General features: G+C 51.0%; 10 protein-coding genes. 1 reads left to right on the forward strand and 9 read right to left on the reverse strand.

Annotated features, from left to right (window positions below; all coding sequences use genetic code 11):
- Positions 1–2 precede the first annotated feature (2 nt).
- From QCB44_RS00650 to QCB44_RS00675, 6 genes are all read right to left on the reverse strand, one after another.
- Positions 3–1,292: a dihydroorotase gene (locus tag QCB44_RS00650; protein WP_279407294.1), complete on the reverse strand. Its 1,290-nt coding sequence runs from the start codon at positions 1,290–1,292 to the stop codon at positions 3–5.
- Complete coding sequence (locus QCB44_RS00655; protein ID WP_279407296.1) at positions 1,289–2,344, reverse strand: aspartate carbamoyltransferase catalytic subunit; 1,056 nt, start codon at positions 2,342–2,344, stop codon at positions 1,289–1,291. The genes QCB44_RS00650 and QCB44_RS00655 overlap by 4 nt, the downstream gene beginning before the upstream one ends.
- Positions 2,341–2,853, reverse strand: a complete 513-nt coding sequence (gene pyrR, locus QCB44_RS00660) for a bifunctional pyr operon transcriptional regulator/uracil phosphoribosyltransferase PyrR (RefSeq protein ID WP_279407298.1) — start codon at positions 2,851–2,853, stop codon at positions 2,341–2,343. Before pyrR ends, QCB44_RS00655 begins: the two co-directional genes overlap by 4 nt.
- Before the next feature lie 104 nt (positions 2,854–2,957).
- A complete protein-coding gene (gene ruvX, locus QCB44_RS00665; RefSeq protein WP_279407300.1) occupies positions 2,958–3,368 on the reverse strand; it encodes a Holliday junction resolvase RuvX in 411 nt (136 codons plus the stop codon).
- Positions 3,361–3,918 carry a YqgE/AlgH family protein gene (locus QCB44_RS00670; RefSeq protein WP_279407302.1) on the reverse strand — a complete coding sequence of 186 codons (558 nt, stop codon included), beginning with the start codon at positions 3,916–3,918 and terminating at the stop codon, positions 3,361–3,363. Before QCB44_RS00670 ends, ruvX begins: the two co-directional genes overlap by 8 nt.
- Before the next feature lie 18 nt (positions 3,919–3,936).
- Positions 3,937–4,992, reverse strand: a complete 1,056-nt coding sequence (locus tag QCB44_RS00675) for an FAD:protein FMN transferase (RefSeq protein ID WP_279407304.1) — start codon at positions 4,990–4,992, stop codon at positions 3,937–3,939.
- Between the two features lie 249 nt (positions 4,993–5,241).
- On the opposite strand from QCB44_RS00675, the gene QCB44_RS00680 reads away from it, so the two are divergent.
- The gene (locus QCB44_RS00680) at positions 5,242–7,854 is read left to right on the forward strand and encodes a methyl-accepting chemotaxis protein (protein WP_279407305.1); all 2,613 of its coding nucleotides are present in this window, start codon (positions 5,242–5,244) and stop codon (positions 7,852–7,854) included.
- A gap of 86 nt (positions 7,855–7,940) precedes the next feature.
- Here the strand turns inward: QCB44_RS00680 and gshB are convergent, their stop codons facing one another.
- The 3 genes from gshB to QCB44_RS00695 form a co-directional block, all read right to left on the reverse strand.
- Positions 7,941–8,891, reverse strand: a complete 951-nt coding sequence (gshB, locus tag QCB44_RS00685; protein WP_279407306.1) for a glutathione synthase — start codon at positions 8,889–8,891, stop codon at positions 7,941–7,943.
- A gap of 11 nt (positions 8,892–8,902) precedes the next feature.
- Positions 8,903–10,195, reverse strand: a complete 1,293-nt coding sequence (gene gshA, locus QCB44_RS00690) for a glutamate--cysteine ligase (protein WP_279407308.1) — start codon at positions 10,193–10,195, stop codon at positions 8,903–8,905.
- Positions 10,196–10,330: 135 nt separating this feature from the next.
- Positions 10,331–12,745 (reverse strand): diguanylate cyclase, encoded by a 2,415-nt coding sequence (locus QCB44_RS00695; protein WP_279407310.1) that lies wholly within the window; start codon positions 12,743–12,745, stop codon positions 10,331–10,333.
- Positions 12,746–12,760 lie beyond the last annotated feature (15 nt).

The following is a 12,760-nucleotide window of genomic DNA, read 5'->3' on the forward strand; positions in this document are numbered from 1 at the left end:
GTTTAAATGGGATTGTTGCGGAAGACCGGGCGCCCTTGGAAGAAGGTTTGTTCTACTTGGCCTGTGAACTCCCAGCCGATAAACGGCGAGTTTTTCCCTTCGCTTAACATGCGTTCCTCTTCCAGTGTCCAGGTGGCTTGCGGATCCACAATACACAGATCGGCGGAGTTGCCAATCTCCAGAGAGCCGATGACATTGCGGCCTAGAATTGCAGCCGGAGTCTGAGTGACGCTCCGCACGGCGGTCATCAGATCAAGACCGTTTTCATTGACCAATTTCAATAGCAGCGGCAACAGCGTTTCCAAACCGCTGATGCCCGGGCGGCTTTCACCGAATGGCAACAGCTTGTCATCCCGTTCCAACGGCGTATGGTCGCTGACGACTGCATCGATAATGCCGTGTTTAAGCCCCATTTGCAGTGCGCTTTTGTCCTCTAGGCTGCGCAGCGGGGGGCTGGTATGGAATAGGCTGTTAAAGCCCATGACATCCATTTCCGACAGGTGCAGCTGATGGATGGCGACATCGCAGGTCACGGGTAGTCCGCGTTTTTTGGCTTCCGCGATCAGTTCCACAGAGCGCGCGCAGGAGATTTGGGAAAAGTGGGCGCGAATCCCGGCTTCTTCCACCAGAATCAGATCACGAGCCAAAGCGGCCGTTTCCGCCGAGGGGGGAATCGGCGGTAGGCCTAAACGAGAACTGACCGGTCCGCTGTGAGCGACGCCGTTATTTTTGAGTTTTTGATCTTCGCAGCGCAGCATCACCACCATATCGTGGGATACGGCGTACTCGAGTGCGTTTTTCAGGGTCAAAGAGTTCTGAATAGGTCGGTCGGCCTGGCTGAGCGCGACGCACCCCGCCTGCTGCAGGGAGTAGATGCCGCTGAGCAATTCACCTTCGAGTCCCTGGGTCAGGGCGCCGACGGGCATAACAAATGCCGTGGCTGCCTGACGGGCACGGCGTTGAATCAGTTCGGTGACCGCTTGCGAGTCGTTGACCGGAGAGGTATCCGGTGGACAGCATAGGCTGGTAATGCCGCCGGCTACCGCCGCTTTGGTTTCGGAGGCAATATTGCCGGCAAAATTACTTCCAGGGTCTCCTAAACGCGCTTTGAGATCGACCAGGCCGGGTAGAAGCCACTTTCCTGTCGCATCGATCTCCTGGTCGGCGCTGAACCCTTCCGGTGCTTCATCGCCAATCCCGGCAATGCGTCCACGGGCAATGTATAAGTGAGTGACTCGGTCTAAGTTCTGGCTCGGATCGATGATACGAGCGTTTTTGATCATCAGTCTCATGCGTTTTCCTTACCGTCTGTATCGTCGGCTGAGGCCATTTCCAATTCCAGGGAGGCCTGTTCTGCTTTGTGTTGTGCCAGTTGCGCGGCGTTACTCATGATAATCGACATCACCGCCATGCGCACCGCGATGCCATAAGTCACCTGCTGCAAGATCACCGATTGCGGGCCGTCGGCGACTTCGGAGTCAATTTCCACTCCGCGGTTAATCGGGCCCGGATGCATCACGATCGCATCCGGTTTGGCCAATGCCAAACGCTCCTTCGTCAGTCCGTAGAGTTTAAAGAATTCTTTTTCGCTAGGAATTAAGGCGCTTTTCATGCGCTCATTCTGCAGGCGAACCATAATAATCACGTCCACGTCCTGCAGCCCCTCTTCAATGTTGTCGTAATGGTGCACCCCCATTGCTTCCGGGTGGGTCGGCATCAGGGTTTTGGGGCCGATGACGCGAATTTCCCGAGCTTCCAGAATGCTCAGCGCCTGAATTTGCGAGCGCACTACGCGGGAGTGGAGAACGTCACCGACAATGGCCACTTTCAGGTCGTAGATGTCGCCCTTGTGGCGACGGATGGTGAACATATCCAGCATCGCCTGGGTAGGGTGGGCATGCTGGCCGTCACCGGCATTGAGCACGTGGACATGCGGTGCGACATGTTGCGCAAAAAAGTGTGCCGCGCCGCTTTCCGCATGGCGAATGACGAACATGTCTGCCTGCATTGCTTGCAAATTCCACAATGTATCGAGCAAGGATTCGCCTTTTTTGGTCGCCGAGGTGGCAATGTCTAAACTGGCCACATCCGCAGAAAGACGTTTTTCGGCAATTTCGAAAGTGGTGCGGGTGCGGGTGCTCGGTTCAAAAAACAGGTTCATGATGGTTTTGCCGCGCAACACCGGTACTTTCTTGATTTCATCGGTGTTGGGATTGATAAATGACTCGGCCGTATCGAGAATTTCTAGCAGGTGGTGCTGCTTAAGACCTTCAAGAGTCAAAAAGTGGCGAATTTTTCCGAGTTCATTCAATTGCAGGTTGGGGGCAGTCAAACGAGCACTCATGCGGATTCCTCTGTTTGATCAAGAATAGAGACGGTTAAAGGGTCAGGGCCGGATACTTTGAGTGTTTGGCTACACTCAAGTTGCATGCCGACGGCATCGGCCTGAATTGGCAGTTCACGGCAGCCGCGACGATCCAGCAGGGTGACCAGAGTCACGGAGGCCGGGCGGCCGAAGTCGAAAATTTCATTCAGGGCCGCGCGAATAGTGCGCCCGGTAAATAGCACATCGTCCACCAGAATAATGTGTTGATCGTCTATCTCCCAGGGAATATCGGAAGGCTTTACCGCGGGGTTAAGGCCAATTTTGGAAAAGTCGTCGCGGTAAAAGCTGATGTCAATGACGCCCAAAGGATCGGTGAGCTGCAATTGCTGATGAAGCGCTTGCGCGACCCATTCGCCGCCGGTGCGAATGCCGATCATTTTGGGGGATTTTGCCAAAATGTCCTGGCTTTGTAGTTGTTCGCATATGCGGGTAATCAGAGCATTGACATCAATATCGAGTTCCTTCATGGGGCCTCTCTTTCATTTGCTGAGCTTAAAGCTAGTGCTGTGAGGCCTTTCAACAGAGTCTCACAGGCGGCTTTTTAAATTAAGACAACGGCTTCACCGATCGGTTAACTGTCTTGCTGTAGCCAGTTTTCTAAAATAATTTGTGCGGCATGGTCGTCAATATGGGTGCGACCGGTCATGCGGTTTTCCGCTTCGATGGAACTGAGTTGTTCTTCTATATAAAACACCGGCCGCTGATAGCGCCCACTAAGGCGTTGTCCAAATTTGCGGGCCGGCTGCGTCAATGGCTGTTCACTGCCGTCTAATCGCATGGGAAGGCCGACGACAATGGCGACCGGTTGCCACTGATCAAAGAGACGACTGATATGCTCCCAATCAGGCACGCCATCTCGACTGTTGACAATGGCCTCCGGCGAAGCGGTTTGGGTGACGGTTTGGCCGACCGCGACGCCAATGCGGCGCAAGCCGAAGTCGAATCCTATCACCACCCCCTCAAGAGCCGCTTTATCAGGCATGACCGGCCTCGGCCGTCAAAAATTCAGGGGAGATGCCAAGCGTTCCCAAAGCGACTTCCCATTTCGATTCATGGGGGGTGTCGAACAGCAGATTGTGGTTGTAGGGAATGGTCAGCCAGCTGTTATCTTGAATCTCTTGTGCCAGTTGGCCGGGCTTCCAACCGGCAAACCCCAAGCAGACCATGAAGTGTTCCGGGCCTTGGTTATGCGCCAGAGCCTGCAACAGATCGTCGGAAACCGTCATTGCCAAATGGTCGTCGAGAATCATGCTGCTCTTCCAGTTGCCTATCGGATTGTGCAGGATAAAACCGCGTTCCATATCTACGGGACCGCCAATCATGACTTCCTGAGTTAAAAAGGGGTAATCCCCTTCCGGCGTGTAGTCAAAGTGGGTTAACAGCTCTTCAATAGAGAGTTTATGGGGTTGGTTTATGACCAATCCCATGGCTCCGTGTTCATTGTCTTCCACCAGATAAATCACCGTTTTTTCAAACCAGCTGTCATCCAGGCTGGGCATGGCGATCAGAAATTGGTGTTCAAGCGATTGCATCTCTTTCATATTCGCGAATTATAACAGTTTGCAATGGTTTGCCATGGCTTTTGTTTGTTCTATATGGCCATTATGGTCGATCACCAGTACCGCGTCGATTCCCATCTTTTTCGCCACTTCTTTCCAATGTTCCGGGCCGGCGATCAGCAGCGCGGTGGCTGCGGCATCGGCCGTGGTGGCATCAGGGTGCATGACGGTGACCGAGGCCAAGGACTCCGCCGGATAGCCGCTGTTTGGATTCAGAATGTGACTGTAGCGTCTGCCTTTCCACTCAAAAAAGCGTTGATAGGTTCCTGAGGTGACAATGCTCATGTCACCGCGCAAGTCGATTTCAGCAATTGCTTGCTGAGGGTGTGCGGGGTTTTGAACGCCTATTGACCAGGCCTGTCCGTTTTTGGAACCGATCACGCGCATGTCGCCACCAATGTTGACAATGGCGTTTTGAATGCCGGCTTGGCGGAGTTGCTGGATGGCGATATCCAAAGCCAAGCCTTTGGCATTGCCGCCAAAATCGAGTTTGACCGCTGGATTACGGCTGTAGAGTTGATTGCCTGTGAAATAGAGGTCGGCAATCGATGGACGGACCCTTAGCCAGTGTGAAATTTTATCCGCGGTCGGCGGCGGACCGCTCCATTGTTCGCTGTGAAAGCCCCAAAGATCAATCAGTTGGCCAATGCCGGGATCGAACAGGTAGTCGCTTTGTTTGGCAAGCTGTTGCGACTTGAGGATAAAGTCTTTGACCGAGTTTGCCACCTCAATGGGTTGGTTATTGGCGATCGATTGGTTGATTTTGCTGACAATTCCCCCTTTTTCCCAAGCATGCCATTCGTGGTGAAACGTCTGAAAACGCTGTTCTACCGCCTGAATGGCTTTTTGTGCTCTTTGCTGATCACTTGAATAAATGGTGATTTGAACTAAGGTGCCAAACACCAGCAATTCCGCTTTGGTCGCATTGGGTTTAGGGGTACAGGCGGATAACAGAAACAGGATGAGAGTTAAGCAATAGAGTCGAAGCGACAAGGGTTTATGAGGATGGGGGTAGGCGGCGGTTAAGCTGGCAGCGTGTTGTGGCATTTTGAATTGATTGCTTGGATTGTGAATGACTTTCTGGCACACGGTTTGAATGCAGTATACCGCATAATCAAGGTCTTCTTGAGGTTCGCTCTTCCAAAATTAACCCTTAAATATGGTTGAGCGTGATGAGAAGGACTAGAATAGGGATGAATTATTTTTGGCTCGCGACGTATTCCGAACATTGTAAGTGGCGTTTGTGTATGCTTTTTGCTTCGGAAAATCGATTGTTAACACAAAGAGGTAATGCCAATGAATCCGCAGCTGACTGGACATGAAAGAGAGGTGGCTGAAGGGGTGACGATTGTTTCCCAAACCGATCTGCACGGTACGATCACCGATGTCAATGATGCCTTTGTTCAGATCAGCGGTTATTCCAAAGAAGAGTTGATTGGCCAACCTCATAATATCTTGCGTCACCCCGATGTGCCCAAGGCGGTGTTTGCCGATCTTTGGCGTACGCTTAAACAAGGCAAACCTTGGGTGCAGTTGGTTAAAAACCGTTGTAAAAATGGCGATCACTACTGGGTGGAAGCGAATGTCAGTCCGGTCGTTCAGAAGGGCGAAATTATCGGCTATATGTCGGTTCGCCGCCGTATCAGTGATGAGCAAAAACACGCTGCGGAGCAGCTCTATCAGGCGGTGGAAAAAGGCCAGGTTGAGATTAAAAACGGTTATGTCAATACTTGGGCTAAGCGGTTCAGTTTAGTCAATCGCATCAATCCGTTGTTTATTTTGATGTTGATGATCGCCTTAGTGAGTGTCTTTGGAATTTTGGATGCACTGGACATTATCTCGATCCATTGGGCGATTCAGGTCGCGGTGCTGTCCGTGGTGCAGATTTATGCACTGACCATTAACCGCTTTGTCGAGAAGCAGGCACAAAGTTTTGATCGCCTGCTCAAAGCGGCTTCGGAAGCGGATTTTACCGCTCAGGTAGATACGTATAGCCGCACCTGGTTAGGTGGGTTGGCCAGCGATCTCAAAAGAATGCAAATTCAGATGGGCGCGAGTTTTGAGCAGAATCGACTGCAACTCAACCAGAATACGCGTTTGAAAACGGCGCTGGATAATGCGTCGACCTGTACTCTGGTGGCCGATACCAATCACCATATCATCTATTTCAATCAGGCAATGGAAACGCTGTTGCACAAATACCAGTCTGAGATCGGAAAAACAGTGGCTGGTTTTGATGTGGAGCGGATGTGCGAAGCGCCTATCGAAACCTTACATACCGACCCGCAACGTTTTAGCCAGGTTCTCGATACCTTAAAAGGCGTTTGGGAAGAAGAGCTTCATTTTGGAAACTGTGTGATTAAATCCACCGTACAGCCGGTTATCAATGGGCACGGAGAGCGTTTAGGGAGCGTGGTCGAGTGGACCGATTTGACGCAGCGGCGTCAGGTAGAAGCAAGGCTGGACGGGGTTTTGAGCTTGGCTGCTAAAGGCCATACCGATTTGAAAGTGGATCAGCATGACCTGGAAGGTTTTTACCTTTATATGGCAAACAACATCAATGGATTAATGAAAAGCCTGAATGTGGCCATTGAGGAAATTGTTAAGGTGATGGCGGGATTAGCGCAGGGGGATATTGCGCAACGTGTTGAGAAAGAGTTCAGCGGTTCGTTGGCAGCGATGAAAGGCGCAACCAATGTGTCTCTGGATAATTTGGGAAGCATTATTATGCAGATTCGCAATGTGGCTGAGGCGGTCAGTCTGGCGGCGGCTGAGTCAGCCCAGGCCTCTGACGATCTTTCCAATCGCACTCAGCAGGCTGCGGCGGCTTTGGAAGAGGTCAATGCCAATATGCAGAGCATTAATCATTCGCAGCAAGCCAATACGCAAACCCTTAATGAAGTCTCTCAGCTGGCTCAAGGTTCAGTTAAATTGAATCTCCAAGCTCGGGAGTCCATGGACGAAACCATTGCTGCGATGGAGAGCATAAAGCAGACATCGGAACGCATCAGCGACATTATCGGTTTGATTGACGGTATCGCGTTTCAGACCAATCTGCTGGCCCTGAATGCCGCAGTTGAGGCGGCTCGTGCCGGTGAGCACGGTCGCGGGTTTGCCGTAGTGGCCGGTGAAGTGCGTAACTTGGCGCAGAAATCGGCGGAAGCGGCCGGCGAGATCAAGGCCCTCATTGAAGAGGCGGGCCATCGAGTCAACGAAGGGGCGGAAAAGGTGCAGTTAACGCACGATGTCTTTATACAGGTGGATCAGGAAGTCTCTAAAATCGGCAATGAGTTGGCCGGCGTGGTTTCTTCGATTGAAGAGCAGCAACACAGTGTGAACGAGGTGAGTTCGACGATCAACCGGCTCGATTCCAACATTCAGCAGAATGCCGCACTGGTTGAAGAAACCTCCTCTTCCGCAGAGGCTTTACGTCATCAAGCCGATCAACTTCACGTGGAAATCGGCAAGTTTAAAGTGGATGAAAGGGCGTTAAAACAGCAGGATCGTTACCAGGGGGAAATCAACGGCGTGCGAATGGGGGAGGTGCGTCGGAATATGCGTATTTGGCGAACCACCACACAAGCTTATCTCAACGGCATTCGCGTGCCTTTTGATTCTGAAACGGCTGTGGATGCAACGGCCTGTGCGGTGGGGAAGGCCCTGAACACCTTGCAGCAGGCAAATCCGCAAATGCAGGCCTGGCCGGTTTGGGAAGAGGTGAATCGATTGCACAAGCGTCAGCATGACATGGTGCATGAGGCACTTGAGTTGCGCCAGCAGCTTAATGAACACTCTGAGGTGGCAGATTATGAACGTCTGGACGATTTAATGGATGAATTCTCTACCGTGACTCACGCTTTGGATCTGAAGCTGGCCGACCTTGAAGATAAACTGCTGGAAACTCTGTAGACCGTATCGTTTTAAGAGCGGTTTTAAATGTCTGTTCTCATAGACCAGAACCTGTTTCTAATCGTGAACAACGCTTGGTAACGGTTTCAGAGAGGCTTGTGTGTTTCCAGACTGTCGAACAGGGTGCCGGCAATATTGAGATGAAACTGGGCGTCGAGTTCGCGAATGCAGGTCGGGCTGGTAACGTTAATTTCGGTAATGTAATCACCAATCACATCCAAGCCGACAAACCACAACCCTTTGGCTTTTAGAGTCGGTGCGATCTGCTGACAGAGCCAACGTTCTCGTTCCGTAATCGGCATGCCGACTCCCGTTCCACCCGCGGCGATATTGCCGCGCGTTTCGCCTTCGGCGGGAATGCGCGCCAGGGCATAAGGAACAGGTTCGCCGTCAATCAGCAAAATGCGTTTGTCGCCGTCTTTAATTTCCGGCAGGTAAATTTGCGCCATAATATGATGGCGCCCCATGCCCGTCATTGTTTCCAGAATGACATTGATGTTCGGATCGTCATGACGCACCCTGAAAATAGAGCTGCCTCCCATGGCGTCGAGCGGTTTGAGAATGGTGTCTCGGTGTTCTTGGACGAAGGTTTTGAGTTGTTCCATATTGGCTGAAACCAAAGTCGGTGGAATGCACTCAGGAAACCAGCTCGCAAACAGCTTTTCATTAGCATCACGCAGACTCTGCGGCTTGTTCACCACCAGAACGCCGTCGGCTTCCGCCAGTTCCAGCATATGGGTGCTGTAGAGGTAGTCGTTGTTAAATGGCGGATCTTGACGGATCAGAATGATGTCCAAGGTGTTTAACGGCAGTTCATGGCCGGCGCCGAAGCCGTAATACTGTTCGTCGCGATCCCACACTTTCAGTTCGCTGCACACCGACCAGGCCTGCCCATTTTTTAAAAACAGATCTTCCGGCTGCATGTAGAAAATTTCATAGCCACGCCTTTGTGCTTCCAGCAGCATGGCAAAGGAGCTGTCTTTGTAGGGTTTGATCTGCTCGATTGGATCCATGACTATGCCCAGTTTGTAGGCCATGAGACTCTCCCTTAATTCTTCTGCTTGGCTTCCGCCAGCTCTCTTGCGGCGGCTAAAAGAGCCAGACGTGCGATGACACCGTATGCGTAAAAGCGGTTTGGTGAGGCATCTGGGGATTGCTGTTCGTCCGGAACGACGCAAGAACCTTCAAAAGAGAGTGGTTTGAAGTGCATGCCGGGTGAGTTTAGATTGTCAGTGGCGGTCTTACCGGTATGAACGCGATAGAAGCCACCGATAACATGGCTGCCCAACATATAAACGACGGGTTCGGCCACGGCCTCTTCAATGGTTTCAAACGTATAAACCCCTTCCTGTACCAGCATGTGTTCGACTTGTAAGCCTTCTTTAACCGAGGCCATTTTATTGCGTTGTTTGCGGTTCAGGTTGAGCACGTCTTCTGGTGTGCTGACCGACATAATCGCCATGCCGTAGGTGCCGCTGTCGGATTTGACGATGGCAAACGGTTTGCAATCGATGTCATGGGTGTCGTAATACTGCTGTGTGTTTTCCAAAACTTTGTTGACCGACTCGGCCAGGTTTTCCAGACCGGTGCGTTCTTTGAAATTAATTGGACCACATTGCAAGGAGGTTGGGGTGATCAGCCAGGGATCGATATCGATCAGTTCGGCAAACGCCTTGGTGACATCGGCGTAATGCTTGAAATGTTGTGTTTTATAACGATTGGCCCAACCCAGTTCCAAGGGGGGCAGGAGGGTTTGATCAATGTCTTCCAAGATCTTGGGACGGCCGCTGGAGAGGTCGTTGTTGAGCAATACGGCACAAGGGAAGAAATCGTCCACCCCGACCTTATTATCCTGGCGGCGTAAAGGTTTTAAGGTGAGCGCGTTTCCGGAAGGAAGTTCAATGGTCAGCGGCTCTTCCAGATCCGGAAGCAGTGAGCCAATATGCACTTCATAGCCTGCGGTTTCTAAAATCGTTTTGAGCGCATGGACGTTTTCCAGGTAAAACAGATTGCGAGTATGGTTTTCCGGGATGATCAGAATGCCGTCGGCAATGGGACAGATTTGCGTGACTGCGGTTTGTGCGGCATGAACCGCTAGAGGTCTCAGATCGGGATGCAGATTGTTGAAACCGGCCGGAAACAGATTGGTATCTACCGGAGCCAGTTTATAGCCGGCGTTACGCAAATCCACCGAGGCATAAAAAGGGGCGGGGGTTTGCATAAACTGTTTTCTAAACCAGGCTTCAATTTCATTGCGATGGTCCAATAGGTGTTTTTCCAACTCCAGTAGCGGGCCAGTCAAAGCGGTTTGCAAATGCGGAACTTGGTTGGTAGAAGGCATCAGTATTTCTCTTTAGGTAAGTTAGGGCACTAGCCCTTGCTTACCGAGTTACAGTTAGATTAGATTGCCTTATTATAGCGAACTCGCGCAGCTATAACAGCGATGAATCGGCCTGTTAAGAGAGTGGTTAGTGATTTATTGAACCGTATCCATGTGAGTGGAGGGGGCTTTCATCACCTCTTCGAGCGTAAGCTGTTTGCAGTTTACGACTTGGTTTTTACCGTTGTGTTTAGCCGTGTAGAGTGATTGGTCGGTTCGATATATCCACTGATCGGTACTTTCGTTAAAGCGATATTGGGCGACGCCAATGCTCAGGGTTTGTTTCAGTTTTTCAGGGAAACGCTGTTGTTCAATGCCGCTGCGAATCTTTTCGGCGAGCATGACCGCTTGGGCCAGGTCGGTTTCAGGGCAGATAATGACAAATTCTTCCCCGCCCCAGCGCCCGAAAGTGTCTGTGCTGCGGATAACGGATTCAATCCATTTTGAGGTCTGAATCAGAACGGCATCGCCGGTCAAATGACCGTATTTGTCGTTCACTTGCTTGAAGTTGTCCAAGTCAATCAAAATTAAACTCAGATTAAGGTGATAGCGGGAGGCGCGTTCGCTTTCTTGTTTTAATACCTGATCTGTATGTCCGCGGTTAAATGCGCCTGTTAGCGGGTCGGTGATCGACAAGGTTTCTAATTTCTGATTGGTTTTGGTGAGCTCGCCTTGAGTGGTGACCAAGTCATTGTTCAGTTGACGCAAACGGCGGTTATAAATTAGGATGATGAATAAAATGGCCAGAACGGGCGTCATAATGTAGGCCAGAGTACGCCACTGCAGCTCTTTTTTGTAGGTCACCTGTAGCCAGGGGTTGGTTAGCCGGTTTTGGGTTTGTTCACTCATCGAGTTGAGTACTTTCTGAATGATGCTGTGGAGCTCGGGCCAGTCTTTGCGGATGGCCATGGCAATGTCGGCGCGGAAGGGGGTTTCTCCGGAGATTTGCATATTGGAAAGGTTTTCTTGGTTGATGATATGGCTGATGACGGCCAAGTTGTCGATATAGGCATAGGCCTTTCCATTAGAAACCGCTTCCAACCCTTCTTGAGGGGTATTGACAAGATAAAGTGGAATTTCCGGGTAGTATTTTTGCATCTTTTCGTGTGAGGCGTAGTTTGCGACGACGGAGACGGTGTGGCCGTTTAGCTGATCCATGTCGCTGATAAAAGGTTCTTGCCTCCGTGTAGCAATGACCATTGGGAATTTCAGATAGGGGTCGGTGTAATTCATGTATCGGCGACGTTCTTGCGTGCTGATCACCGCAGAAAACATGTCCAGTTCGCGTTTTTGGGCGCGTTGAACCGCCTCGGACCAGCCGAGTTCGGTAGCGGGTTGGAAATGAATCCCGGTGGCCTGGCTCAAGAAGTCCAGGTAGCCTTTGGCGATTCCGGAAAGCTGTCCTTTGTCATTGACGTATTCAATCGGTTCCCAGCTGGTATCGATGGCAACCCTAACGACCGGGTGTTGTTTAATCCAGCGGGCTTCTTTTGCGGAAAAAATAATCTGGTCGGAATTGGATCTATAGATTCCTTTGTTTAGGGAAAATGGCTTGTCAATCAGGCCGTGTTTCACGAACAATTCGGACATGAACTTGAATCGCCCTTCGTCCATCGAACCGATTGGGATGGTTTTAGGGGCAATTAACTCTTCAATCGCATCCGCTTCATAAAGCAGGTGTTCTAGCGTTTTGGCACTGCCTAATTCGCGTTGAATGTATTTGGCTATTTCGACTTTGTGGCTGAGGGCGTATTTCCAGCCCTTAAGCGTGGCGCGTTTGAAGCGTTCGACACGATCCGGGTGTTGTTCAGCTTCCTGGCGAGAGGTGAACAGCATGTCGCCATAAAAGTCGATGCCGTAATTCATGGGTTGGATGATACGGGTTTTGATCCCTTGTTGTTGAAGGGTATAAGGTTCATTGGAAATGTAACAGGCATAGGCATCGACTTCTCCCCGCACCAGCATTTCGGGCTCGGTTTTGGACGCAATGCGTTTGAGTTTGGGAGAAATGTGAATGTTTTCAAACATGGCCAGCAAAGGAAAGCCATCGGTATCTTTCTGATAAAACGCCACTTCCTTGTCTTGCAGGTCGTAGGCGCTGTAGATGTCACTGGACTCCAGCGTCATCAATACATTGGGGGAGTGTTGAAAGATAGGGGCGACGATGACGACAGGTTCGTTACGTGCATGATAAAGGAGGAGTACCGTATCGGCAACGCCGTATTCCGCCTCCCCCTCAATGACCTGAAGGATATTGTTTTTCATTAAGTCTCGAGGCCGAATGTCGACTTCGAGACCTTCGTCAGCGTAAAATCCTTTTTGTTGAGCGGCGTAGTAGCCCGCGAATTGGAACTGATGAAGCCACTTTAGCTGTAAAGTGACTTTTTCCAGTGGTTGGCTGGTCGGTGAACGATCAGGTTCGGTTGGCTGTGATGCGAATGCCGGCGTTACGACTAGGAGCGCCAGGCTTATGAGTGCCAGAAATAATTTGGAATGCACCGATCGCATCATTAGATTTCCTCGACA

This window comes from Thiomicrorhabdus sp. zzn3, assembly GCF_029767755.1.
In the GTDB taxonomy this organism is placed as follows: domain Bacteria; phylum Pseudomonadota; class Gammaproteobacteria; order Thiomicrospirales; family Thiomicrospiraceae; genus Thiomicrorhabdus.